This is a genomic window from Pedobacter psychrophilus (genome assembly GCF_001652725.1).
GTDB lineage: Bacteria > Bacteroidota > Bacteroidia > Sphingobacteriales > Sphingobacteriaceae > Pseudopedobacter > Pseudopedobacter psychrophilus.
The window spans coordinates 357,249-382,390 of sequence record NZ_LWHJ01000011.1; the positions used below are offsets into that span (position 1 = coordinate 357,249).

A 25,142-nucleotide genomic window follows, 5' to 3' on the forward strand; every position below is an offset into this window, starting at 1 on the left:
TGTAAATGCTAATTTTATAAATTAAGATATAGTTGCTATAACACTTGTTGAAGTAACAGTAGTGCTATATATTTTTAATGTTCTGGTAGAACCACCACCTTGTGGTTGAGAAACTACAGTACCATTTTGTTGATATTGAGATGCATGTAAATCACATATTATCAGGTTCTGGTTTTGAAACCAATTTAAGTTACCCGCTTGATGAGGGCAAATTGCCTCTGTCGCTACAAATGAAGAAGCAGTATCTCCTGAAGCAATTCTAAAGAATAAAACATTACTTACTTTGGTTGACGCACCAACTGTTGCTAAACTTGATAAATTAGCAGATACAGTACTTCCTGTGGCTACTGGAGGATTTGTTACTGGCGGATTTGGGTTACTTGGAGTAGAAGTATCCTTACTTCCACAACTTGCTAAACATGACCCAGCGCAAACTGCAGCAAAGCTAATTCCCAGTGTTTTTAAAAATTCTTGACGTTCCATATGATTAAATTTGAGTTTAGTATATTTTTGTTTCTATATCTTTATTCTTGTTTTTCTTTTGAAATAACGCGAAGTTTCTAGATACGGCAAAGCCCCATCTAACCCCCCCATCCCTCCATGATTTTTGAGTATTAGGTATAAAGTTATTTTCTATGATGTAAGATGAATTTTGGAAGTTCAAACTGAAAATATGCCCACCTGTTTCAATTTCTATCCCGGCACCAAGCGGATTATAAAATGAAGTAGCTAAATCATTCGAACGTCCTAAGCCTTCAACTAAAATGTAATCAGCTATTAATGAAAAACGTTTATAGAGTTTTAAACGTCCTCCAAATCCAATAGAAAATAAAGAATTTGGATCATTTGCTTGAGTAGTTTTTGATCTTAACAAAACACTTGGACTTATCAAAAGAGAAAAGTTTTGGGAAACTTTACTAGTAAATATGCTGCTTAAAAAATGTGATGTTCTATCGCTTTTATTTGGGAATTCGTTACTATTAAAAGCTGCTCTACTAATAATAGCCGTTTGTGCAAATAAAGTCAGGGAAAAAGGAATTGAATTTTCTTTCTGTTGGATTAATCGATACTTTGCTAATAAATTGTAAGTCGCATCAACTTTACTTCTCCCAATCCCGATCGTTAATTTATCGGTAAAACCATAATCAAAACCAATGTAAACATCTGGTGCTAAATCTAATCCAAAAAGTGTTTTTGCACCTCCAAACTGCCCTCCAATATCTCCAAATCTATGGCTTATCCAAAAAGCTAAATCATTTTTTCTTTGTGTTTCATTGGTATTTAATAAAACTAAATGTGTGCTTTTAAAGGTAGCTAGCACAGGCTCATTTAATTTTTGTGGAGTTAAACTGTTTAAAATAGAATCTGCATCCTGGCTATAACTTGATTGGAAACTGCAGATTAATAGGATAGTAAAAAAAGTAAGTCTCATTGTCTTCATATCATGAAATATTTATTTGTAATTGCCAGAAACTGTAATAGTTATTACTTCAGCTATTTTTTTAAAAACTACGCTTGGTATCTTAATATCGTGATCAGCGCATGCTACATCAAAACTGCTGTAGATACTAGGTTTGCCATTTTTAATTGTCATTTTTCCTTTTATTGTTCTTTCTTTAGCAACACCATGTATATTTAAAATCCCTTTTGATGATACATCATAAACACCATCTTTAGTAAAATCAATATTCTCTAAAATATTTCCTTTAAAAGTTGCGGTAGGATATTTATCACTTTCCATATAACTTTCATTAAAATGTTCTTGCATTAAACTTCTAGAAAAAACAAGGCTTTTAATAGGCAGCTGAAAAACAATTTGTTTGGTTTTAGGAACAAGAACAGAAGTCCCACTGACTGATTGGGCTTTAATATCTTCTAAAGGAGTTGTAGAGAATATTCCCACTTTCATATCCTTGGCAGTGAAATTAGTTTGTCCAAAACATGAGTAAGAAAGGGATAGAATAATGCCGATTAGAAGATAAATTTTACTTGCTTTTTTTAATAAAACCATAATTATAAGATAAGTTTAGACCCGTTGATTTTAAGAAGACTTTTCCTTCTCCTATACCCGCAATAGGTAATTTCACGTAAGGAGTTATTCCTAAATAAGATTGTTTGTCATCAAGTATTTTTAATTTATATGTACCAGAAAATTCTATAACTGATAAATAGTGTTGGTTAACATTTTCTTTAATGGAAATTCTATCAGGTCTGTTTAGTATTGGATCATATTGGTAAGTATATTTTTCTTTAATCATAAAATAACTTGAAGCACCAACGTTAATACTTAGGTTAGATTTTTTGTTTGAATTAATGAGATATGAAGCTCTTAACGGCACTTCTAATACATTACAGGACGCCTCAATATTATCTATTTTAAACCTTGGTGCAGTTATAAAATCATATTGTTTGTCAGTTGCGCTATAGTTTTTTGAACCATAAATAAAACCAGTACTAAACAACCATTTCTTAGAAATTTTTGCGTCAACTAAAACTCCTACAGTTATATTGGTTTTGTCAAAACCAAAGGTTTTTAAACTGTTATTTTCTGAACCAATACTCAAAGCAAACCCCCAGTTAACATCTTTTTGTGCAGATTTTAATAATTGTTTTTTAACCTCGGTTGGTTTGTCTTCTTTACTTAATGGAGTTGTTATTGAATTTTTTTCTGATACAATTTGTACATCAGAATTTTCATTTTTCACATCATTTTGAATTGGGTTGGATGCTATTAATTGAGGTGATATATAGCTTTCTTTTTCAGTTTTGAAATCGTTGGTGCTAGTTAAAAGATCATCTTGACTAGAGTTTGTATTTATAACGTTAACATTTGCTTTTTTACTTTTAGCGGCATTAAAATTAGAACGAGAGAACCTTTGATTTTTATAAGTGTTTGTAAGATTAATACTTTTATTAAAACCTAAATTTTCAGCTATTTTTTTATCTATTATTAATGTTTTGTTTTTTTGAACTGAAGTTTCCTTTAAAATATTTTTTACTAACGAGCTGCTGTCAGTTAGGTTTATGTTAGCATTTTTTTCTTTTTTTAAATCTTCTTGTTTAGCTAATTTATAAGTGTTTTCTTGTATCAAGTCTCTTTTAAGAAAGTAAAATGTACCACCAATAAAAAGGAAAAGTAAAAGAATCAAACTACTATTTCTAAAAAAGATTAAACGGTCTTTTCTAGTCAATTTTTTATTCATTAAATCCCAAGCCTGCTCATCAAAATCAGGTTCATCAACATCGTTTAGGCTTCTATGCCTAAACAAATCATCTAATTTATTGTCTTCTATGTTTTTCATTTACAGATAATTTTCAATGATTTTCGACTTGGAGAATCATTTCTTTTAATTGTTGTCTGGCCTTAAATAAATTAGATTTAGAAGTTCCTTCTGATATGGAAAGTTTTTCAGAAATCTCTATGTGAGAAAATCCATCAATTACAAAAAGATTAAAAACAGTACGGTAGGCAATTGAAAGTTTTTGTATTAATTTTAATAAATCCTGATATTTTAATCCAGCTAAAATGTTATCCTCTTTACCTTGATCTTCTATTTTATCTAAGTCTTCCATATTTAATTTTTTAATCTTTTGCCTGTAATGATCAATAGCAGTATTAATCATTATTTTTCCAAGCCATGATTTAAATTCATAATTTTCATTGTACAGATGAAGTTTATTATAAACTTTCATAAAACCATCATTTACCATTTCGATAGCCTCATTTTTGTCATTTGAATAGCGCAAGCATATCTTTAAAGCATAGCCAAAAAAGTTTTTATATAACTCTTTTTGAGCTAATCTTTTTCGATTTTTACAGTCTTCTAAAAGCTTTAAGAGTTGTGTATTATCCAATGAAATTTGTTATTTATTACGATTACGTTTAATAAATATAATAGGTTGCCTGAGTAAATAAATAAATTTTAAAGAAATGTTTATTTCTAAATAATTACCAATGTTATTGATCAGAATAAAAAATTTATTTTTAGGGGAATTAACCATCTTTCTACTCAAAAAAGTAGAGTAATTGCAGTTATATATTTAAGGAATTGCTGTTTTAATTAAAGTGAAATAACATATGAATAGACGATTCTAATCAATAAACACGATTATTCTCCATTTTTACACTAAGTTGCATTAAATTTGATTTTCAATTTAGCTCAGACGGTATCAATAAAGTAATAGATTAAATAGAATTTATATATTGCTTTGTAAATCGCTTATCAAATGAAAAAAGTTGTTACTCACCTTAGTTTTCAAGTTTTAGTTGCTATTATTTTAGGAACTTTTTTCGGTATTTATTTACCACAATATGCCAATTCTGCAAAGCTTTTAAGCCAAACCTTCATCAACATGATCACCATGTTTATTGCTCCAATTATTTTTTTCACAATTGTTTTGGGTATAGCCAGTATGGATGATATGAAAAAAGTAGGTAGGGTTGGAGGAAAAGCCCTTTTATATTTTGAGGTGATTACCACATTTGCGATTATAATTGGATTAATTGTAGCAAACATATTGAAACCCGGCGTCGGAGTAAACATGACTGTTACTGATACCTCTCAAATTAAACAATATGAAGATAGTGCTTCACAAATAGAATGGAGCTCTTTTATTACACATATTGTTCCTCATAATATTGTAGAGGCTTTTGCTAAAGGCGATATTTTACAAATTCTTTTCTTTGCCATATTGTTTGGTTTTGGTTTAACCAAATTAGGTAGTGCGGGTTCTTCTTTAATAGTCACTTTTGATAAAATAAATAAAGTGCTCTTCAACATGATGAAATTTGTGATGATTTTAGCACCAATTGGGGCCTTTGGAGGAATTGCGTTTACCGTAGGAACATATGGGCTCTCCTCATTATTGCCTATGGCAAAATTGATGTTTGCAGTTTACTTAACCATGGCACTTTTCATATTTATCATCTTAAACTTGGTATGTAAATTTTATAAATTTAGTTTGTGGAGCTATTTAAAATTTATTCGTCAGGAGATTTTAATTGTTTTGGGAACATCTTCATCAGAATCTGTTTTGCCCAGTATGATGGATAAGATGGAAATATTTGGTTGTGCAAAACCTGTTGTTGGTTTAGTAATTCCAATGGGGTATTCATTTAATTTAGATGGTACTTCCATTTATCTCTCTATGGCGGTAATATTCTTAGCTCAAGTTTTTAACATAGAAATGAGTTTAGGAACTCAAATAACCATTATTGGCGTTTTAATGCTCACCTCAAAAGGGGCTGCAGCAGTAACTGGGGGAGGTTTTATCGTTTTGGCATCTACGCTTACTGCTCTAAGAATTATTCCTGTAGAAGGAATGGCTATTTTGTTAGGTGTAGATCGTTTTATGTCTGAAGCAAGGGCAATAACCAATATGATTGGTAATGGAATTGCCGCGGTTGTTATTTCAAAAAGTGAAAATGAGTTTGATCAACTTAAATATGAAAATGCAATAAGTCCTCAATTTGACAATAATTTGAATTAAAACTAGCTTATTTTAGTTTTAAGCTTTGAGATTCTTATTCATTCTGTTAGCTTTGCCATACAAAAATTTTAAAAATGAGTGTTCTAGTTAATAAAGATTCTAAAGTTATAGTTCAGGGTTTTACGGGTAATGAAGGTACTTATCATGCAACCCAAATGATAGAGTACGGAACTGACGTTGTTGGTGGCGTTACTCCGGGTAAAGGCGGTCAATTGCATTTGGATAAGCCAGTTTTTAATACTGTAAAAGAAGCTGTAGATAAAACTGGGGCAGATGTTTCGATAATTTTTGTTCCGCCAGCATTTGCTGCCGATGCAATTATGGAAGCTGCTGAAGCGGGTATTAAAGTGATAGTTTGTATTACCGAAGGTATCCCTACTAAGGATATGATTATGGTAAAAGAATATATTTCTGATAGGGATTGCCGTTTAATTGGCCCAAACTGTCCAGGAATTATTACTGCAGATGAAGCAAAGATTGGTATTATGCCCGGCTTTATTTTCAAGAAAGGTAATGTTGGTGTTGTTTCAAAATCAGGAACTTTAACTTATGAAGCAGTAGATCAAGTAGTTAAAGCTGGTTTAGGTATCACTACCGCAATTGGTATTGGCGGTGATCCAATTATTGGAACGCCAACTAAAGAAGCTGTAGAATTATTAATGAACGATCCAGAAACTCATGGAATTATTATGATTGGTGAGATTGGTGGTAGCATGGAAGCGGAAGCAGCAATGTGGATTAAAGAACATGGTACTAAACCGGTTGTTGGTTTTATTGCTGGCCAAACTGCGCCTCCGGGACGTAGGATGGGACATGCTGGTGCAATTGTTGGTGGTGCCGATGATACAGCTGCAGCTAAAATGAAGATCATGAGAGAATGTGGAATTACCGTGGTAGAATCTCCAGCCGAAATTGGAGCTGCGATGGCAAAATTATTGAAGAAATAAGCTAGCAACTTTAATTAAAAATATATAAAAGTCAACTCCTTCCAAGTTGACTTTTTTTGTTTAAAATTTATCCTGACTAAATTGGGATGTATATATTTACCAATGTGCCTTTGTTAATATTGCTATCAAACTCTACTACACCATTTAATGAAGCAATACGGTCTTTTATATTTCTTATTCCTACACCTTCTTTATCAGCTAATTTAGAAGCATCAAAACCACTTCCATTATCTTCTATGCTAATGCTGATTTCTTTTTGCTCATTAGCAATTTGGATACTCATTTTATTTGCATTTGCATGCTTTATCACATTTGTAGTAATTTCCTGTATTACCCTATAAATTACGGTTTCAACTTGTTCGTCTAACTTTTGCTGTAAACCGGTAGTTTCTAAACTTACCTTCAGCATATTTTGATCAATTTTTGAAATAAACTCTCTAATTGCTGCTGATAAACCAGCTTTTAATAAAGCATTTGGCATCATTTGATGAGATATAGATCTCATTTCATCATAACTTTCATTTACTAAGCCTACAGCATGATCTGCCAACTCTTTTTCTTGTGGATTTTTAAAATCAATTTTTGATACTAAACCGTTCAAGCTTAGTAATGCCGCAGATAAAGTTTGTCCCACTCCATCATGTAAATCACCAGCTATTCGGCGTCGCTCTCTTTCTTCTGCATCTAATATCTTTCTGGTAGCTATTTCTTGTTGTATTCGTAATTCCTCCTGCATTTTAGCAGCTGCTTGTATTTTTCTTCTGTTTAAAACGAGGTATGTTATCAATAAAATTAATATTAGACCAACACTTGCTATAATTAAGAAAATGTTTTTTTGTTCTAATTCTAATCGCTGGATTTGATTTTTTTGTCTGAGAATTTTAATATTTTGAAGATTTTGCTGGTTTTCTAAAGATTTTCTGCTTATCTGATTTTGTTTTGCAATAATTTCTAGTTTTTGATTATCAATAAATAAATTTTGTTTGGTTATATCTAAATTTTGGCTAAATATAGATAGAGACTGTAATTTGTTAGTTGTGTTTAATAGCGTAATTTGTTGTTCTTTTTTTTCGGTTTCAAATTTCTTGTTTAATTCATTTATCTGTTTTAAGTTTTCTGTATTTAAAATAGAATCATTTAAGACAGATAACTTTTTATTGTAGATAAAGGCTTCTTCAAAATCTTTTAGCTTTTCTAAATTATCGACTTTAGCTTCATAAGCTTTTTTGAGAATCTCTCTAAAATTATTAGCTACAGCAGTATTAATTACTTGTGTAAGTATCTGGTTGGCCTCATTTAATTCATTTAAGTTTGAGAGTATTTTAGCCTTTACAACTTTAGAACTTAAAATTCCGTTAACGTAGTTTGATTTCTCTAAATTGATTAAGGCTTCTTTTATAGTAGCAAGCGCTTTTTGGTTTTGGTTATTTTCTAATTCAATTTGGGCAATGTCCGATAGCGTATTACCAATTTGCCTATAATCATTATTAGTATTATAGATCTCTAAGCATTTATGTAAATAGTTTAATGCGGTTTCCTGATTACCTTTACCAGAATAAGCCCCAGCTAAAATATTATAGGTTATGGCTACTGAATTATTAAGATTTATATTTTCATAATTTATTTTTGCCTTAGAAGAGTAACTAATAGCATCATCATAGTTTTTTCTTTTAAGGTGCATTAAGGCTAATTGTACATAACCGTCTCCAATACCTTTATAATGTTTTTCCTGCTCAAAAATTTTAATAGCCTGTAATTGATAATTAGTGGCATTAGCATATACACCTTGTTGCCTATAAACATAAGCTATGTTGTTTAAACAAGTGGCTATTAAAGCTCTATCTTTTGCAGCTTCAGCAAAAATTAAAGACCTTTTGTAATAATCTAAAGCCTTATTGGGTTCACCTTTTTCGATAAAGATATTTCCTTGGTTACGTAGAGCAATACTTTTATCCTTGTTAGATTTAGCTTCAATTTCGTAATCAATAAATGTTTTTAATGCTGCATCTAATTTTCCGGTACTGTAGTAGGCTTGTCCTAAATGATCAAAAGCGGTAAGTTTTTGTCTTAACAAATTAAGTTTCTGCGCATTCTTTATAAGCAACAAGTAATAATAAATCGAGGTATCTGGTTTATTCTGAAAATAACTATCAGCAAGTTTTAATTGAAGATTTACATAGTTAGAATCTAACTTTTTTAAGAGGTTTAATTGTTTTTTATAAGAGGGAGATAGATTGTTTTGTGCAAATGAAGATGATTGAATAAACAGTGCGAAAAATATAAATATTTTTGTAAGTAGTTTATACATAAAACGTTAGTTAAATTTGATTTGCTAAAATTATCTTTAAAGCTTAATATTAATCAATAATTTTAAAATATCTAAATATTTTAAATATTCATATCCGTATTTCCACTTAGTACAAAACCCGTATTTCAACGGAGGTAGATAAGGCATTGTTCATATTAGTTTTATAAAAAAAAACAACCATGAACAAATTAAAAAAACTACTTACAATTTGCTTTATAATTTCAGTAGGAAATTTAATGGCACAAGAGGTAGAGCCTAAAGTTTCCGAAAAAGGTTCCCTAAAAAAAACTAACAAAGTTTATCTTGCTGATTTTAATTTAACTCAGTACATCCAAATGGCAGCATCTCAAACAGCTGCAGGTGTTGAGACTTTTGCAAAAGTGATTGTCAATTTTGGTGGAGTTGAAGGAACTGCTTATTAAATAACCTTATTAAAGAATTACTTATAGAATCATCAAATGAATCTATTCAAGCATTTCAATCAGAATTACAATAAATCAAATCAATCTTACTAAAGCTTCATGGTTGAAGAAGGAAGCTTTTGTGAGCTTACCATCGCTCAATAATAGGAGCGGTGGTTATTTAAAGTTTTGTTTCACATTTTTAAATCAATTCAAAATGAAAAATTATCTTAAAATTCTAAAAATTTCAATTTTTTCAATATTTCTATTTATTACGATAAATCAAAAAGTGCAAGCTCAAGTCTTTCCAATCATAATGGCAGACAGCGTAAATAAATTTGGCCCTCCCCAGCAATGCGAAGTTTTTGGGCAATTATTACAAGTAAGAACAAAACTCCTAAAGCATTTTGGCACTACCTGTATGTACGAAGTTGAAATTACCAATAAAAGTCAAAAGGATATTAATACTAGAGTTGGATTTACCTCTTTAAATGGAGGTAAGAATGAAGTATTTGCAGTGAACTCTGCAATGGTAAGACTGAAACCAAATTATTATGCAGTTTATAAGTTAGAAAAGCGAGAGTGTTTGAAAAAGGGTAAAAAGAATCCAATCGAAAGCTGTATGACTTGTAATCCTACTTTAGGCTTTCTATAAATAAAAAAAAATTAATCAAAATAATAAGATTATGAAAAAAATACTACATCAATTATTTATCATTTTATTATTGATAAGTACAATAGACACCAGCGCTCAAAGCTTTTCTAAATTGAAAGATAAAAAAGGGGATAATCCTTTTGAGGATGATATTTTTAAAATTTACGGGCGATACACAAGTGTTAATAGCGAATTTACAGAAGACTATAGCGGAATAACCTTTAATGTTGGTTTAAGAAGTGATAAATATGAAAAGGGAGAAATAAGAACCCGCTATGAAAACCCAACACTTGGCGATTTTATATATGCATTGATTAATATCAGCAGTAAGGTGAAAGATGGCGTTTTAGAAAAACAAAAATATGATGACCATGCCCATGGCGGTGGATTTTTAGGCTGGTTTCAGGCATATATGAATGTAGTTTCAAAAGATAAGTTATTAATAAGCCCAGGAATAACTTTAGGGGATTATATTTATGGTTCTACCTATGATAGGCAGCCAGGTGGCCGACAAAAATATGATCCTTATGGTTATTACCTGGCAGGTGGACCTGCAATAATGGTAAGTATTTTACCCACTAATAAAATTTGGATAGACGGCTACATAAATTACGATATCGCATTTTTAAAGGTTAAAAATGATTCTGTGGATCCAAATTATCAAAAACCTGCATTCCTAACTGTTGGTGCTGATTTAAATACTACCTCAAAATTGTTTGGGGGAATAAGGTTAAATAAATTAATGAATAGTGGCCCAAATAAAGATGCTTCAAGTAGAATTGATGTTTCTGTGGGATTCTGTTTTTAAATCCATAAAATTAAAAATCATGAAAATTTTAAATACAACAGTTTTATTTCTAGTACTTTCTTTTACCGCTTACAGCCAAAAAGTGAGCTATTATTACACATCTGTAGTGAGTCCCGATAAAACTATAGACTATGTTTTTGGTTTTTATCCCAGTGTTTCACAATACACAGAAACCAGTGGAGTAAAACCCTATACTTATTTTAAAGCGGCAATTATTAATCAAAAGACAGCTAAAGCATTTGATTCAAGAGATGATAAAATCATGATCCTATTGAAATCAGGAAAACTGATAAGAAATTATACTACAAGTGCGCAAACTGGAGATTATGCTGTAAAATACTCCACTCAACCCGGGGATACACATGTACAGTATTATTGCTTTGATGGGAGAGTTGATAGGAATGATATAAGTAAAGTGTGGTATATTTTAGGAGATACTCAAATATTTGAACTCATTTTTGTAGAACAGTAAAATAAAAACTACATCTTATTATTAATAACCAAACTCATTTTTCAAAATTTTTTATGCCACCAAGTGTGGCATTTTTTTATGTATTAAAATAAACTCCAAATCTTTTACCTTTATCAATAGGAATTAGGCTGTATGTCTTAATAATTTAATTACTAAGATATTACCCCATATAAATCCTGATTATTTATACTTACATCATATTTACATTATAAATAGGATGAAGAAGTTTAATATTTAGATAATTGAACCTATGGAGATAAAGGTATTATTGGTCGATGATCATCCTATATTGTTAGATGGTTTAAGAGGCATTTTAGAAGAAGAAATAGATTTTTCTGTTAAAGGATGCTATGCTAATGGGCATTTTGCTTTAAGTCATTTAAAAAAAGAACCCATTGATATTTTAATTACTGATTATTCTATGCCAGATATGAATGGTGCTGATTTGGCTAAAGAAGCTCGTTTAATTTCTCCTAATCTTAAAATTATTGTCCTGAGCATGCATGATGAGCCTCATAAAGTGCAAGAAATAATGAAACTAGAAATTAATGGTTACATTTTAAAAAAATATGCTCGACAGGAAATATTAACAGCTATTAATGTTGTTAACGCAGGAGGTAAATTTTGGAGCAATGAGGTTAACCATATTTTGATAAAGGGCCTTGGTTTAAAAGAAGAAGAATTTACTTTAACTGATCGAGAGATTGAAGTACTCAAACTCATTATTAAAGAAAAGAATAGTAGAGAAATTGCAGGTTTATTGTTTATAAGTGAGCGTACTGTAGAAACACATCGCAAAAATATGCTAAGGAAAACCCAAAGTAGCTCTACCGTAGGTTTAATTAAATATGCCTATGAACATAAATTCATCTAGTTTTATCATCCTTATAAATTATTAGATTTGAAAAAATAAAATTATGGCAACTTCAAAAATAATATATAACGGTGGATTAAGAACCACATCAACTCATTTACAATCTGGGAAAGAAATTATAACAGATGCGCCAGTTGATAATCAAGGCAAAGGACAAGCTTTTTCTCCAACAGATTTATTAGCAACATCATTAGCAAATTGCATGCTTACCATTATGGGTATTGCCGCTAACAATCATGAAATTGATATAGATGGCACAAGCGCAGAAGTTACAAAAGTGATGGCTACAGAACCAAGAAGGGTTTCTGAAATTCATGTGACCTTTAATTTTCCAAATAAGTCAGTATATTCTGATAAACAAAAAAAAATATTAGAAAATGCGGGTTTAACTTGCCCTGTTTTTTATAGCCTGCATCCAGATATCAACAAAAAAATTGAATTTGGTTGGTAGATAAAAAAGTGAAGGAAAGAATTTTGAATGGATAAGTATTTAAACATTCATTCTTTCCCTCAATTTTAATTTTTTTTTATGCTATTCCGATTACTTTCTTTTGATTCTTAGATCCTGAATCCAAAATTAAAAGAAATCAATTTACTTTCTCTGGTAAAGCCATAACCGGTGGTCAATAATAATTTGTTAAACAAATTAAGATATATTCCTGGACCAAAACCTTGATGCCAATTTCTATTCTCAACAAAGTTGTTTTGAACTTTTGCGATGTCATAAAAACCATAAACACCAAAATCTCCTGTAAATACGTAATTTCTAAATGATGATATTGGAAAACGTAATTCAGTATTTGCAAAATAGGCTGATCTACCAGAAAAACGTTCACTTCTAAAACCTCTTAAATAATTATTATTACCTATGGTATTAGCTTGGTAAAATTTATAATCACCAATATTTGTCATTGCACCTAACTTTAATGCCACTGTTAAAGGGAAATTACCATTAGGCGTGGCGTAAAAAGAACCAATTGTACTTAACCGTAAATATTTATCGCTTGCTCCCTGTATTTCTGCAAAATACTCTGCTTTATTTTCCCATTTAAATCCTGTTTTAGGCATTTTATTATCATCTAAAAAACTAAAATTCAGGTAAGATTTCAAACTTAAAAACTTAGCAGGATTGGTATAATTGAATGTTTGGCCGGCTAAAAAATTTGGATCTGAGTAGGAGATAATCCTAAAGTAATCAAAGCCAGGCCCAATCCCAACTTTAATATCATCACTAATGTGATATTGAAAATAGGTAGCGACATTAATAGTTTCTGACCTCACTCTGTAAAAATCAACATCGTCATTAATATTTTGGGTATCATTCCCAATGCCATAAAAGTTAAAAATATACGCAGGTCCAGCATAATTACTTTTAACTACTAAGTCATATTTATGAGCTAATAAATCATAAAAAGTAGCATTATATTTTGCGAATAAAGCTTTAGTTGTGAGTGAATGCACAACTGAAAACTTTTGATCATAACTATATGGCTGTTTTCTAAAGCCATAATGCTTTAATGAATATGAAACGCCTAAAAGTGGTCCATCTTTCCCGTTCATATAATCAGCTGTAGGAAAAGGTGATCTTTTATCGTAATTGAAATTATCTGGTAAATATTGGTTTACCCATTCTTTATCAGATTTTCTTACTTCTGTATTACTTGCTGTTTTAAATGTGTTTTTAATATTATCGAAAAGGATTGTTCTACCGTTTTCTGCCTCATCTGCTAAATAATCTTTTTTATCGCCACCTACAATTCTTAATTTAATAGGTTGATCAGATTTTCCTTTAATAATTAAGCTATCACTATCGCCCAAAAGGTAAAAATTTAACTCACGTGTATCGTTATTATTAAAAGTTCTATCATAAATCTCTTTATCAATCTCACCTTCCTTTTTAATTTTGTACATTTTAACTTGTGTACTATCTTTTCCTCTGTTAATTGATAGATATTCATGCTTATCAGAGCCAGAAACGGTAACTTCTTTTGATAAGGTCTGATAATAGCTTTTTGCAACATCTAATAATTGGTTTCTTCTAGAGATCAATTTTGCAACAATTTCTTCTCCGCTTAAAGCATAAGCTTCTTTTGGCATTTTTGATACCGAATTTTTAATCACTTTATCCGTCAGTTGCTTTTGCATTTTTTGAGCTATTGCCATCCAATTTTCGTAAGACAATTCATTCAATAATCTTCTATCTAAATTTCTTGCCGCAATAGAGAGTTTTGCAGGGTCCTCAATTGTATATCCAAAATTTTGTACATCTGGTATCGCTTTAGTGATAATTTTTGGCAATAAACCATCAAATTTTGTAAATACTTGATCCCTGTCCCTTGGAATTGGTTTATAAACAGAACCTTTACCCTTATTTTCAAACTCTGCCCAACGCCATTGGTCTTCATGTCTATCCCAATCTCCAATTAGCAAATCAAATAATCTGGCTGTTAAAAAACTTTTTTGATCTACGCTGTTATCATTATCTTCTTTTAATTTTTCATACATGGTTTCTGTACTCACAGCATTCTTTGTATATCCAAATTCTTTAAAGGCAGATAAATCTTCATCAGGTCTTATTTCTATAATCCCAATCCTGCCTCCAACTTCTTGTAAATAAGGTCCTAGCAAACGAGAGTAAGGCATATAAACCAACTCTGGATTGGTATGAAAAACGCCAATTGCAGTCGCCATTCCTGGGATTGCTAGTGCGCCAAAAGGATGTGCAGATGATATTTGATCTTGCACAATATCATCTGCAAATGTAGGTCTAAATCCTTCTGGCAATAATGCAGAGGGATCTTTATCTACAGTTCTAAATTGATATTGTATTTTATTATTTCCCTGGAATCTTAACGAAGTAGTTTGATTTCCACCACCTAATTGTAATGGTTTTAAGCCACCAGTATATTTTGTTAAATCTAAATAAGGAATGGTAACCGGAGTTGCCCAAACAGTTCTATAATGCTCCCCAAAAATCTTTTGTTTAGACTTTGAAGCTTTGTAACGATCTCCTACAGCAACATATTTTGTGCTATCTATATAGTTTTCTTTACTTTCTGCAAGTGTTTCTTTTTTACCAGCAGGTAATGAATATAATGGAGAACGATAGATTAATTTACCGGTGCTACCATCTTTAATTGGTTCCCAAAACTCTATCCAACATTGCCCGTTATCATAATAATTTAACCTCGCAAAACCTTTAGTCCCATGCCCAAATAAAGCATCATTACCCTTAAATAGGGCACTATTTTTACTTCCCGCACCACTAATTACCTGATGGATATCTTTATAAGGCGTTAACTGTAAAGCATGTTCATGTCCAGATGCGATAACCAGGTTTTTTTCATCATTAAAAGCCGCCAACAATTTGTTCCTTAAATCCTGGTAATGCTTATTAGAAATATCTTGTCGCGATAAGCCGTATTGTCTTAATAGTGGATACAAAGATCCTAAACCAGGTAAAGGAATATAAAGATTGTCTCTTACCAAGGTTAATGGAAATAAATAATCCAAACCTGTAAAATAACCTCCGTGTTTACCATTAGAAAATAAAGGATGATGTTGAGTGAAAACGATATTTTTACCTTTATTTCTAATTAAAATATCTTTTATCTGAGCAATAAGTTGATCCTCGTTTTCTACTGAACAACCTTGTTCATACCTGTCAGACCGGCTAAAGCTGCTTAACCACCATTCGCTATCTATGGCAATAATTACCAAATTATTGTTCATTTGTATTTCTATTGGACCTGCGCAACCATTACTTGGTAAAAACACATCTGCACTATCCAAATAATTTTCTATAAATTCTTCTTCTCTCTTAACTGCTTCAAGTCCGCCAGGGTGGCTTTTGTTCCAATCATGATTACCAGGAATAAAGATTTTTTTACCTTTAAAATCCTTTACAATTTTCATTTGTTCGGTAATGTATTTTTCCTTCAATTCTCGGTCAAATGCACCAGGTTCTGGCATTCCATGTTCGTAAATATTATCTCCCATAAAAATAACAGCATCTTTAGCACTCGAGGTGATTTTTAATGTAGTATCTGCTTTGTTTTTGGAGATAATTGTATCAGTCTGATACATTTGAGATTGTAATAATTTTAAAGTTGGTTCTTGTTGATCAACATCAGGTTTACCTGCATCCCCAATTAAAAAGACAGTATAATCTAAAGAAAGTGTATCCGGATTGTTTGCTTTTTTCCAATCTCTTTCGCTTTTAGCATAAAAAGGTTTATAAGTTGTACAAGAACAATAAAGGAGACCTACTACAGAAAGTGAGATTAGTTTAGTAAATTTATTTTGCATCTAATTTTTTTATTTTAATAATGTTACCGGGATTTTTTCCCCCTTCGTTAGAGATATATAATTCTCCTTTACTATTAAAGGCCATTCCCTCTGGTTGGTTAAAAGCATTTCCGTGAAACGGAATAATTTGTTTAATACTATCGGCAGAAGCCATAACAATTATAATATTGTTGATGGACGAAAGCACATATAAATCTTTTGTGCCGGGTTTAAATGTAATTGCAGTAGGTTTTAAAATCTCGTTTTGATTTTCATTTCCAACAGCTCTCAAAAATCTTTTGGATATTTCTGTTAGTTTATCGCCCTTAAAATGATTTTGTATGTTTTTTAATTTAATTTGATAAGCAGGTGTTTTATGGAAAATTTTATCTTTTAAAGAAAAGGAATAAATGTTTTTTTGTTCATTTTTTTTATCGTCTTTATCAAAATTTTTGTCCTTAACTGATAATAAAATATTGTTTGAATTTGAGTCGTAATTAATACCCTCAATATTGTTCTTGCTTTGTAAAGGAGTTTTAAATTTAGTTACTAAAGGTTTGTTATTAAAATCAATAATTTGATAAATATCACCTTTACTTTCAACAACATATAAATCGTTATCAACCCTAACTATATCTTCGTAATCACCTTTATCGGCAAATTTGTATGTTTTTATAATTTTATTTTTATTGAGGTCAAAATAATAGATTAACCCGTTTTCATCCTCTATAGCGGCAATTATGCTATCTGTTATAAATGTAAATCCAGATATTTCTTTTAAATCTTCTGGCAACTCAATAACGTCATAATCTATGCTAAATATCCCTTCCTTTTTCTCCTCATCATTAAATATTTTTGAAGGATCAATACAGGCGGTTAAAAACAAGAAAGAAACCAGAAAGAATAATTTATACATTTTTGGTTTTAAAATTGTGAATCATAATTTTGAAAAAGATTTAATCAAAACTTATACCATCCTTAAAGTTTGTTTAAATTGGATTTTTTAAAAAATCATTATGAACCCAAACCATACCGAAGAAAATATTAGCAAATACGTTTTTAAGCTTTTTAAAGAAGAGTTAAAGGATGAATATATTTACCACAATTTTGCCCACACCCAAACTACTGTAGATACGGTTAAAAAACTTTCGGAAGCGTATAAATTAAATGACGAAGAAAAAGAAAACTTGATATTTGCAGCTTGGTTTCATGATACTGGTTATACCACAAACCCAAAAAGCCACGAAGAAGAAAGTGTGAAAATTGCCAAAGCATACTTTGGTAAAGATATCCCCGAGGAAAAGATTCAAAAAATTGAAACTTTAATTTTAAGTACAAAGTTTGGAAATGAACTGCAATCTTTAAGTGAAGAGATTCTTCACGATGCTGATTACACAAATATTGGTAAGAAAAAATTTGAAGAAAGAGCCGAGCTTTTAAGGTGTGAGTGGGAAAAAATAAATTTTAAAACCTACACTGATTTAGAATGGGCCGAATCTCAATTACAGTTTTTAATTAAAACAAGATTTAAAACCTCTGCTGCGGTTAACGAGTTTGGGGAGAAAAGAGAAAGAAATATAAAAAAACAACGGGAGCGCATAGAAAAGATTAAAAGTGACCAGTATAAGGTACAGTTAAAAGAACAAAGTACAAATGCAAAATTAGATAAAGAGGGCAGGGGTATAGAAACTCTTTATCGTTCGGTATATAGCTACCATATGGAATTAAGTTCTATGGCAGATAGTAAAGCAAATATTATGATTAGTATAAACACAATTGTTGTTTCTGTAATCATTACGCTTTTTGGTTCGGGATATACTTTTGGAGATTCTGAAGGTTTTAGGCATGTCCGTTTTGTTATCCCTATGTTATTATTGGTAGTAAGCAGTTTAATCTCTGTTACATTTGCTATTCTATCTGCCAAACCTAACATCACCACAAAGCAAAAATTCGAACTTCAAAATAAGAAAAGTAGCGTTTTGTTCTTCGGCAACTTTGCTCAACTAAAATTAGAAGAGTTTGTTGAACATATTAAAGGTTTAAAACAAGAAAAAAACCAGCTTTATGATAGTATGACCGTAGATATTTATCATTTAGGTGGAGTATTGATAAAGAAATACAAGCTATTAAGTTGGGCCTACAATATTTTTATGGCAGGTTTAATTTTGTGCGCTATCGGCTTTTTGGGAATTACTATTTATTCTTATTAGTTCTATTTGGTCTACCAGCTGGCGGAGGGCTTATTAATGTAGTTTTTTAAAAGCTGAATAGCTTTTAAAACGCTGCCGTTTCAATGCCTAACGCAATTTTCAAATTTGCCAAGATTATCCCAAAGGGATATAAGAATAGTAAGTAACCCCAAAATGTTCATACTTATCTTTACCACGTTTTAGGTTTTCCCAATTGAACCAATTTGCAGCGGCTTTCTTATTTTTTAATTTTTCCAGGTAACTATCGGTAAGTAAAATATAACAAGGTAAATTGATGCTGTTTTTTAAAAGTTTGTGAACCAAAATTACATCCTCTCCTAATAATTTAATCCTACCATTTATTTTGGCAATGTTAATATAAGCATGATGAATGATAATTTTAACACCTAACTGATTTTTAGACAAATACTTTTTGTAATTTTCTGGATCAATTTGTTTAAATGTTGTTATAACATCGTTAAAAGCTTCAAATATAAATTTACACTGTTTGGCTACTTTATTAACTGCAGGCAACCTTCCTTTTCTATAAAAAAATACGGCGTCGCCCTCAATCTCTGCAACCGTCATTTCTAAAATATTTGCAGCTACCAATTTATTTAACATCACCGTAATTACCTTATTAGCAAAATCAGGGTCGGTAGAAGTCATAAATTTAGTAAAACCAGTGAGGTCTGGTATAAGGAAAAAAACAGGGACGTTTGATTTATTATCCATTAAATTGAGCGTTTGATTTAGATACGTTATTGCTATTAACTAAAGTTTTTCATCGCTTTATCCATTTCTCTTTTTACATCTCGTTCTTTTAGAGTGTCTCTCTTATCAAAAGATTTTTTTCCTTGCGCTAAAGCAATTTCCATTTTTGCAAATCCCCTGTCGTTAATAAAAATTTTCAATGGAACTATGGTTAAACCTTTATCCTGGCTTTTAACCAAAAGTTTTTTAAGTTCTTTTATGGTAACCAATAATTTTCTATCCCTTTTAGCTTCGTGGTTGTAAAAAGAACCATGAGAATATTCAGAAACGTGAAGATTCCTTACATAAAGTTCTTCATTTATAAAGGTGCAAAATGCATCACTAATAGTTGCTTTTCCTTCTCTAATAGATTTTATTTCTGTGCCCAGCAGTTTAATTCCAGCAACAAATGTCTCTAAAAAATGATATTCAAAACTTGCCTTCTTATTTCTGATATTAATATCCGATGCCATTTGTGTTTATTATTACCGCAAAGATAAAATTATATTTTAGCCATAATTGATGTTGAATTTTATACGCAAATAGTAAACCGAAAAATAGTAACAAAGATTATATTAATTAAAATAGGTTCTATTATTTTATCAAATGCAAAATTTCCCCTAGCGGTTGGTCAATTTCAACTTTAATTCCATTAATACCAGCAGCTACTGCAGCTTCTACATCTGTAAATTTATCACCAATAAAATAAGAAGCTTTTGCATCTAAATTGTGGTCTTTAATTCCTTTTAATAACATACCCGGTTTAGGTTTTCTGCAATTACAATCTCCAGTAAAATCTGGATGGTGAGGACAATAATAAAATCCACTTATTTTTATTCCATTAGCTAAATAATCAGCGCTTAAATGGTCATGCATTTTTTTTAAAGTTTCTTCGGTATACCATCCTTTTGCAATACCGCCTTGGTTGGTAGCTACTAAAATCAAGTAGCCTCGGTTTTGTAACTCTCTTAAAGCCTCATAATTATGAGTTAGGATTTCAAAATCTTCAAATTTGCAAACATAGTCGCCTAATTCCTTATTGATTACGCCATCTCTGTCTAAAAAAACTGCTTTTTGCATGTCTATAAATTTCATTTTTTGCGAAGATATAAAATTATCTTTCATCAAATTTTCATTAAAACAAAGAAAATATACTCTTTTTAAAAACGGTCTAATATCTAAAATTTTTCACTCCATCACAGAAAAAATCGACGTTTTTCCCTTGAAACTAGGTGTATAATATTAAAAAGGATAATTTTAAAATGAATTGATTATTATCAAACTGTTAAAAATAAAAGTTATAATGGGTTCGTGATTTATCAGATTTTTAAATATCAATAACGTATTTTATTATTTAGTCAAAAAAACTCGTTTAGTTCCATATTTATCATAATTTCTCTATTTTGCTTTTTCATACCAAACTAAACAACAATTTAATGAATCAACCAATTCTTACACAAGAAGGTTTATACGACTCAAAATTTGAACATGATGCTTGTGGTACTGGATTTATCACAAATATCAATGGTAAAAAATCTCATAAAATAATTGTAGATGCACTTACCATGCTTGAGAATATGGAGCATAGGGGTGCATGTGGTTGTGATCCTGATAGCGGCGATGGTGCTGGTATTATGATGCAAATTCCTCATGAATTTTTTCTTGATGAATGTACCAGCCAGGCAATTGATTTAAAAGAACCTGGAAACTACGGTATAGGGATGATGTTTATGCCGCAAGATTCTCATGCTAGAAAAGCATCAAAAAAGATAATTGAAGCATGTGCTAGCAGGTTAAATATACCAATTTTAGGTTATAGAAAAGTGCCTGTAAATTCGCAAGTTGTTGGGGAAACCTCAAGAGCAGTTGAGCCATTTGTGAAGCAAGTTTTTATTGGTAAGCCCGCTCATGTTGTAGATAATGATGATTTTGAGCGTAAATTATATGTTTTAAGAAGATTAATTGCTAAAACTATTAAAGAAGAATTAAAGGAATTTAATCAAGATTTTTATTTCGCTTCTTTATCATCTAGGGTAATTGTTTACAAAGGGCAATTAACCACTTATCAGGTTAGGCAATATTATGCAGATTTACGTGATGAGCGTTTTATTTCTGCCTTCGGGATGATTCATTCCCGTTTTTCTACCAATACTTTTCCTTCCTGGAGATTGGCTCAGCCATTTAGATATATGTCTCATAATGGTGAGATCAATACTTTAACAGGTAATTTAAACTGGTTTTATGCAGGTTTAAGGTCTTACGTTTCTCCTTATTTTACTCAAGAAGAAATGGATATGATTTTGCCAGTTATTGATGATAATCAGTCGGATTCTGCTTGTTTAGATAATATTGTTGAAATATTAATGCATTCTGGCAGATCGTTACCACATGTAATGATGATGTTAGTGCCAGAAGCTTGGGATGGTAACGAAGCAATGGACCCAATTAAAAAAGCATTTTACGAATTCCACGCTACTTTAATGGAGCCATGGGATGGACCAGCAGCTTTAACTTTTACTAATGGTAAATTAATCGGTTCTATATTAGATAGAAATGGATTGCGCCCATTAAGATATGTGATTACCAACGAAGATACTGTTATTGTAGCTTCTGAAGCTGGTGTTTTGCCTTTGGATGAAAAGACAGTTTTAAGAAAAGGTCGTTTACAACCTGGTAAAATGTTCTTGATTGATACAGAACATGGCAAAATTATCACCGATGATGAGATTAAACATCAAATAGCAGGTCGCCAACCTTATGGCACTTGGTTAGAAAACTATAAAATCAGGATGGAAGAGTTGCCTGAACCAAGGGTTTCTTTCACGGGTTTATCAAAAGAATCAGTATATCGTTATCAAAAAGTTTTTGGCTATAGCCGAGAAGATATTGAAACTATTATTAAACCGATGGCTTTGGATGGTAAAGAGCCAATTGGTTCTATGGGAACTGATGTTCCTTTAGCTGTTTTGTCAGATCGTCCGCAACATATTTCAAGTTATTTTAAACAGTTTTTTGCTCAGGTTACCAATCCGCCAATCGATCCAATTCGGGAGCGTTTAGTAATGAGTTTAGCTACATTTATCGGTAATAACGGAAATATTTTAGATGAGGATAAGATGCATTGCCATTGTGTAATGTTAAACCAACCCATTTTACAAGATAACGAATTAGAAAAATTAAGAAGTATTGATACTGGTTTGTTTCATGCCAAAACTTTACAGACTTATTTTAAAGCTGATGGATTAGAAGGTTCTTTACAAAGAGGAATCGAAAGACTTTGCCGTTATGCAGAAGATGCTGTAAACGATGGGTTTGAAGTTTTGATTTTATCTGATAGAGCATTAGATTCTGAACATGCTCCAATCCCTTCTTTATTAGCTGTTTCTGCAGTACATCATTACTTGATTAAAAAGAGTTTGCGTGGTGCGGTAGGTTTAGTAGTTGAAGCTGGCGACGTTTGGGAAGTGCATCATTTTGCTTGTTTGTTAGCATTTGGCGCAACAGCAATTAACCCTTATTTAGCTTTAGCATCCATTCATGCACTTAAAGCGGATGATAAATTAGAGACTGATTTAGAAGAATATAAACTAAATAAAAACTACGTTAAATCTGTTTGCGATGGTTTATTAAAGATTTTCTCTAAAATGGGAATCTCTACTTTACAATCTTATCATGGATCACAAGTTTTTGAGATTTTAGGTATTAATAATGAAGTTGTTGATCAATATTTCTGCGGTGCGGTGAGTAGAATTGGTGGTTTAGGCCTAGACGAGATTGCTCGCGAAGCATTATCTAAACACATCAGCGGATTTAAAGGAGATGCAGAACATTTGCTTTCTGAAGGTGGTATTTATCAGTGGAAACGTAGGGGAGAAGCTCATTTATTTAATCCAACTACTGTTCATTTATTGCAGCATTCAACAAAGATGAATGATTATGAGACCTATAAAAAGTATGCTCATGCGGTAAACGACCAAAAAGAAAAAATGTATACTTTACGTGGATTGCTAGATTTTGCAAAACACAGAGAACCAATTTCTATTGATGAAGTAGAGCCGGCAGAAAATATCATGAAGCGATTCGCTACAGGAGCCATGTCTTTCGGTTCAATCTCTCATGAAGCGCATAGTACGTTAGCTATTGCGATGAATAGAATTGGCGGTAAAAGTAATACAGGAGAAGGCGGCGAGGATGAAATGCGTTACGAAACAATGGCCAACGGCGACTCCATGCGTTCTGCAATTAAACAGGTTGCTTCCGCTAGATTTGGGGTTACCATTAACTATTTAACCAATGCAGATGAGTTGCAAATCAAGATGGCTCAAGGTGCAAAACCTGGTGAAGGTGGACAGCTTCCTGGCCATAAAGTAGATGATTGGATTGCAAAAACACGTCATGCAACTCCAGGTGTAGGTTTAATTTCTCCACCTCCACATCACGATATTTATTCCATCGAGGATTTGGCACAACTGATTTTTGATTTAAAAAATGCTAATAGAGCCGCAAGAATCAATGTTAAATTGGTTTCTAAAGCCGGTGTTGGTACAATTGCAGCCGGAGTCGCAAAAGCACATGCCGATGTAATTTTAATCGCTGGTTATGACGGCGGTACCGGAGCTTCACCATTAAGTTCTGTAAAACACGCTGGTTTACCTTGGGAACTAGGTTTAGCAGAAGCGCATCAAACCTTGGTTAAAAATAAATTAAGAAGTAGGGTAGTTTTACAAACTGATGGTCAGTTAAAAACTGGAAGAGATTTAGCAATTGCTGCTTTATTAGGTGCCGAAGAGTGGGGTGTTGCAACTGCTGCTTTAGTGGCTGGAGGTTGTATCATGATGCGTAAATGTCACTTAAATACTTGCCCTGTAGGTGTGGCTACTCAAGATCCTGAATTAAGAAAATTATTCAGTGGAAAGCCAGAACACGTAGTAAACTTGTTTCAATTTTTAGCGCAAGAGTTACGTGAGATAATGGCTGAGCTTGGTTTCAGAACTATTAATGATATGGTGGGTAGAGTGCAATTCTTGAAAATGAAAGATGGAATTACCCATTGGAAAGCTAAAAAATTAGATTTCTCTGCCATCTTACATCCTATGGTTTATCCAAAAGGAATGACGCTTTATAATAGCGAATCTCAAGACCACGCAATGGATGAAATCATTGATTGGAAATTATTAGCATCGGCTAAAGCTGCATTAGAAAGTAAAACACCAGTATTTGGTAATTTCGAATTAAAAAATACGGATAGAACTGTGGGAACACTTTTATCGAATGAAATCGCTAAAAAATACGGTTCAGTTGGATTGCCAGATAACACAATTAATTATAAATTTTCTGGTTCCGCAGGACAAAGTTTTGGTGCTTTTGCTGCAAAAGGAATCTCTTTTGAATTAGAAGGTGAAGCGAATGATTATGTAGGTAAAGGATTATCAGGAGCACAAATAGCAATCTATCCTTCAAAAGAAGCCACATTTATACCAGAAGAAAATATTATTGTGGGTAATGTGGTGCTTTACGGTGCAACTTCTGGAGAATTATTTATCAGAGGACAAGCAGGAGAACGTTTTGCTGTTAGAAATTCTGGAGCAACCGCAGTTGTAGAAGGTATTGGCGATCATGGTTGCGAATATATGACAGGTGGTAAAGCATTAATTATCGGTAAAACAGGAAGAAACTTTGCCGCTGGGATGAGTGGCGGAATTGCGTTAATTTATGATGTTGATGGTGAATTTGTAGATAATTGTAACCGAGAAATGGTTGATTTGGATCCTTTAAATGTGAAGGACGAAGAATTAATTATTAAACTTTTAAAGAAACACCATCAACTTACACAAAGTGCAGTAGCTAAATTTTTAATTGAAAATTGGAACGATGAATCAGCAAAATTCATTAAGGTTTTTCCTAAAGAGTTTAAAAAAGTATTGTTACAAAAGCAGCAATTAGAATCAATTTATTAAG

General features: G+C 31.7%; 21 protein-coding genes. 10 read left to right on the plus strand and 11 right to left on the minus strand.

All coding sequences use genetic code 11. From position 1 onward, the window contains the following. Positions 1–21: 21 nt before the first annotated feature. The 5 genes from A5893_RS02165 to A5893_RS02185 are packed head-to-tail and all read right to left on the minus strand — an operon-like array spanning position 22 to position 3,855. Complete coding sequence (locus tag A5893_RS02165) at positions 22–483, minus strand: QcrA and Rieske domain-containing protein (protein ID WP_068820897.1); 462 nt, start codon at positions 481–483, stop codon at positions 22–24. Between the two features lie 16 nt (positions 484–499). Beyond that, positions 500–1,432 carry a DUF5777 family beta-barrel protein gene (locus A5893_RS02170; RefSeq protein ID WP_068820898.1) on the minus strand — a complete coding sequence of 311 codons (933 nt, stop codon included), beginning with the start codon at positions 1,430–1,432 and terminating at the stop codon, positions 500–502. Between the two features lie 21 nt (positions 1,433–1,453). Continuing rightward, positions 1,454–2,011 (minus strand): YceI family protein, encoded by a 558-nt coding sequence (locus A5893_RS02175; protein ID WP_068820899.1) that lies wholly within the window; start codon positions 2,009–2,011, stop codon positions 1,454–1,456. After that, positions 1,986–3,302, minus strand: coding sequence for an outer membrane beta-barrel protein (locus tag A5893_RS02180; RefSeq protein ID WP_068820900.1), 1,317 nt, complete (start codon positions 3,300–3,302; stop codon positions 1,986–1,988). Before A5893_RS02180 ends, A5893_RS02175 begins: the two co-directional genes overlap by 26 nt. 13 nt (positions 3,303–3,315) lie before the next feature. Then, the gene (locus tag A5893_RS02185; RefSeq protein WP_068820901.1) at positions 3,316–3,855 is read right to left on the minus strand and encodes an RNA polymerase sigma factor; all 540 of its coding nucleotides are present in this window, start codon (positions 3,853–3,855) and stop codon (positions 3,316–3,318) included. Between the two features lie 372 nt (positions 3,856–4,227). On the opposite strand from A5893_RS02185, the gene dctA reads away from it, so the two are divergent. Together dctA and sucD are read left to right on the plus strand one after the other, a co-directional pair. Continuing rightward, positions 4,228–5,490, plus strand: coding sequence for a C4-dicarboxylate transporter DctA (gene dctA / locus A5893_RS02190; RefSeq protein ID WP_068820902.1), 1,263 nt, complete (start codon positions 4,228–4,230; stop codon positions 5,488–5,490). A gap of 74 nt (positions 5,491–5,564) precedes the next feature. Further along, positions 5,565–6,437: a succinate--CoA ligase subunit alpha gene (gene sucD / locus A5893_RS02195; RefSeq protein ID WP_068820903.1), complete on the plus strand. Its 873-nt coding sequence runs from the start codon at positions 5,565–5,567 to the stop codon at positions 6,435–6,437. A gap of 76 nt (positions 6,438–6,513) precedes the next feature. On the opposite strand, the gene A5893_RS02200 is transcribed toward sucD, so the two are convergent. Then, the gene (locus A5893_RS02200; RefSeq protein ID WP_068820904.1) at positions 6,514–8,745 is read right to left on the minus strand and encodes a tetratricopeptide repeat-containing sensor histidine kinase; all 2,232 of its coding nucleotides are present in this window, start codon (positions 8,743–8,745) and stop codon (positions 6,514–6,516) included. Between the two features lie 179 nt (positions 8,746–8,924). On the opposite strand from A5893_RS02200, the gene A5893_RS02205 reads away from it, so the two are divergent. From A5893_RS02205 to A5893_RS02230, 6 genes are all read left to right on the plus strand, one after another. After that, a complete protein-coding gene (locus A5893_RS02205; RefSeq protein WP_068820905.1) occupies positions 8,925–9,167 on the plus strand; it encodes a hypothetical protein in 243 nt (80 codons plus the stop codon). A gap of 295 nt (positions 9,168–9,462) precedes the next feature. Next, positions 9,463–9,801: a hypothetical protein gene (locus tag A5893_RS02210; protein WP_198342240.1), complete on the plus strand. Its 339-nt coding sequence runs from the start codon at positions 9,463–9,465 to the stop codon at positions 9,799–9,801. A gap of 31 nt (positions 9,802–9,832) precedes the next feature. After that, positions 9,833–10,609, plus strand: coding sequence for a hypothetical protein (locus tag A5893_RS02215; RefSeq protein WP_068820907.1), 777 nt, complete (start codon positions 9,833–9,835; stop codon positions 10,607–10,609). A 19-nt stretch (positions 10,610–10,628) separates the two neighbouring features. Next, positions 10,629–11,081, plus strand: coding sequence for a hypothetical protein (locus tag A5893_RS02220; RefSeq protein ID WP_068820908.1), 453 nt, complete (start codon positions 10,629–10,631; stop codon positions 11,079–11,081). A gap of 250 nt (positions 11,082–11,331) precedes the next feature. Continuing rightward, positions 11,332–11,955, plus strand: coding sequence for a response regulator (locus tag A5893_RS02225; protein ID WP_068820909.1), 624 nt, complete (start codon positions 11,332–11,334; stop codon positions 11,953–11,955). A 43-nt stretch (positions 11,956–11,998) separates the two neighbouring features. Further along, positions 11,999–12,406 (plus strand): OsmC family protein, encoded by a 408-nt coding sequence (locus A5893_RS02230; protein ID WP_068820910.1) that lies wholly within the window; start codon positions 11,999–12,001, stop codon positions 12,404–12,406. A 107-nt stretch (positions 12,407–12,513) separates the two neighbouring features. Here A5893_RS02230 and A5893_RS02235 read toward each other — a convergent pair whose 3' ends face one another. Both A5893_RS02235 and A5893_RS02240 read right to left on the minus strand, forming a co-directional pair. Beyond that, on the minus strand, positions 12,514–16,263 hold the full coding sequence (locus A5893_RS02235; protein ID WP_068820911.1) for a metallophosphoesterase: 3,750 nt from the start codon (positions 16,261–16,263) through the stop codon (positions 12,514–12,516). Continuing rightward, the gene (locus A5893_RS02240; RefSeq protein WP_068820912.1) at positions 16,253–17,158 is read right to left on the minus strand and encodes an SdiA-regulated domain-containing protein; all 906 of its coding nucleotides are present in this window, start codon (positions 17,156–17,158) and stop codon (positions 16,253–16,255) included. Before A5893_RS02240 ends, A5893_RS02235 begins: the two co-directional genes overlap by 11 nt. Before the next feature lie 100 nt (positions 17,159–17,258). Between A5893_RS02240 and A5893_RS02245 the strand changes: the two genes are divergently transcribed. Continuing rightward, positions 17,259–18,452: a Pycsar system effector family protein gene (locus A5893_RS02245; protein WP_068820913.1), complete on the plus strand. Its 1,194-nt coding sequence runs from the start codon at positions 17,259–17,261 to the stop codon at positions 18,450–18,452. Positions 18,453–18,566: 114 nt separating this feature from the next. Here A5893_RS02245 and A5893_RS02250 read toward each other — a convergent pair whose 3' ends face one another. The 3 genes from A5893_RS02250 to A5893_RS02260 all read right to left on the minus strand — a co-directional run bounded on the left by A5893_RS02250 (position 18,567) and on the right by A5893_RS02260 (position 20,309). Further along, positions 18,567–19,166 carry a DUF2652 domain-containing protein gene (locus A5893_RS02250; RefSeq protein ID WP_068820914.1) on the minus strand — a complete coding sequence of 200 codons (600 nt, stop codon included), beginning with the start codon at positions 19,164–19,166 and terminating at the stop codon, positions 18,567–18,569. A gap of 35 nt (positions 19,167–19,201) precedes the next feature. Further along, complete coding sequence (smpB, locus tag A5893_RS02255; RefSeq protein WP_068820915.1) at positions 19,202–19,657, minus strand: SsrA-binding protein SmpB; 456 nt, start codon at positions 19,655–19,657, stop codon at positions 19,202–19,204. A 121-nt stretch (positions 19,658–19,778) separates the two neighbouring features. Continuing rightward, entirely contained in the window at positions 19,779–20,309 is a 531-nt protein-coding gene (locus A5893_RS02260; RefSeq protein WP_232456785.1) for a D-glycero-alpha-D-manno-heptose-1,7-bisphosphate 7-phosphatase, read from the minus strand. Positions 20,310–20,620: 311 nt separating this feature from the next. On the opposite strand from A5893_RS02260, the gene gltB reads away from it, so the two are divergent. Further along, a complete protein-coding gene (gltB, locus tag A5893_RS02265) occupies positions 20,621–25,141 on the plus strand; it encodes a glutamate synthase large subunit (protein WP_068820916.1) in 4,521 nt (1,506 codons plus the stop codon). Position 25,142 lies beyond the last annotated feature (1 nt).

Coding starts and splice junctions, on each gene's coding strand:
- A5893_RS02165 (WP_068820897.1), bottom strand. CDS start 483: ATGGAACGTCAAGAATTTTTAAAAACACTGGGAATTAGCTTTGCTGCA.
- A5893_RS02170 (WP_068820898.1), bottom strand. CDS start 1,432: ATGAGACTTACTTTTTTTACTATCCTATTAATCTGCAGTTTCCAATCA.
- A5893_RS02175 (WP_068820899.1), bottom strand. CDS start 2,011: ATGGTTTTATTAAAAAAAGCAAGTAAAATTTATCTTCTAATCGGCATT.
- A5893_RS02180 (WP_068820900.1), bottom strand. CDS start 3,302: ATGAAAAACATAGAAGACAATAAATTAGATGATTTGTTTAGGCATAGA.
- dctA (WP_068820902.1), top strand. CDS start 4,228: ATGAAAAAAGTTGTTACTCACCTTAGTTTTCAAGTTTTAGTTGCTATT.
- sucD (WP_068820903.1), top strand. CDS start 5,565: ATGAGTGTTCTAGTTAATAAAGATTCTAAAGTTATAGTTCAGGGTTTT.
- A5893_RS02200 (WP_068820904.1), bottom strand. CDS start 8,745: ATGTATAAACTACTTACAAAAATATTTATATTTTTCGCACTGTTTATT.
- A5893_RS02205 (WP_068820905.1), top strand. CDS start 8,925: ATGAACAAATTAAAAAAACTACTTACAATTTGCTTTATAATTTCAGTA.
- A5893_RS02210 (WP_198342240.1), top strand. CDS start 9,463: ATGGCAGACAGCGTAAATAAATTTGGCCCTCCCCAGCAATGCGAAGTT.
- A5893_RS02215 (WP_068820907.1), top strand. CDS start 9,833: ATGAAAAAAATACTACATCAATTATTTATCATTTTATTATTGATAAGT.
- A5893_RS02220 (WP_068820908.1), top strand. CDS start 10,629: ATGAAAATTTTAAATACAACAGTTTTATTTCTAGTACTTTCTTTTACC.
- A5893_RS02225 (WP_068820909.1), top strand. CDS start 11,332: ATGGAGATAAAGGTATTATTGGTCGATGATCATCCTATATTGTTAGAT.
- A5893_RS02230 (WP_068820910.1), top strand. CDS start 11,999: ATGGCAACTTCAAAAATAATATATAACGGTGGATTAAGAACCACATCA.
- A5893_RS02235 (WP_068820911.1), bottom strand. CDS start 16,263: ATGCAAAATAAATTTACTAAACTAATCTCACTTTCTGTAGTAGGTCTC.
- A5893_RS02240 (WP_068820912.1), bottom strand. CDS start 17,158: ATGTATAAATTATTCTTTCTGGTTTCTTTCTTGTTTTTAACCGCCTGT.
- A5893_RS02245 (WP_068820913.1), top strand. CDS start 17,259: ATGAACCCAAACCATACCGAAGAAAATATTAGCAAATACGTTTTTAAG.
- A5893_RS02250 (WP_068820914.1), bottom strand. CDS start 19,166: ATGGATAATAAATCAAACGTCCCTGTTTTTTTCCTTATACCAGACCTC.
- smpB (WP_068820915.1), bottom strand. CDS start 19,657: ATGGCATCGGATATTAATATCAGAAATAAGAAGGCAAGTTTTGAATAT.
- A5893_RS02260 (WP_232456785.1), bottom strand. CDS start 20,309: ATGAAAGATAATTTTATATCTTCGCAAAAAATGAAATTTATAGACATG.
- gltB (WP_068820916.1), top strand. CDS start 20,621: ATGAATCAACCAATTCTTACACAAGAAGGTTTATACGACTCAAAATTT.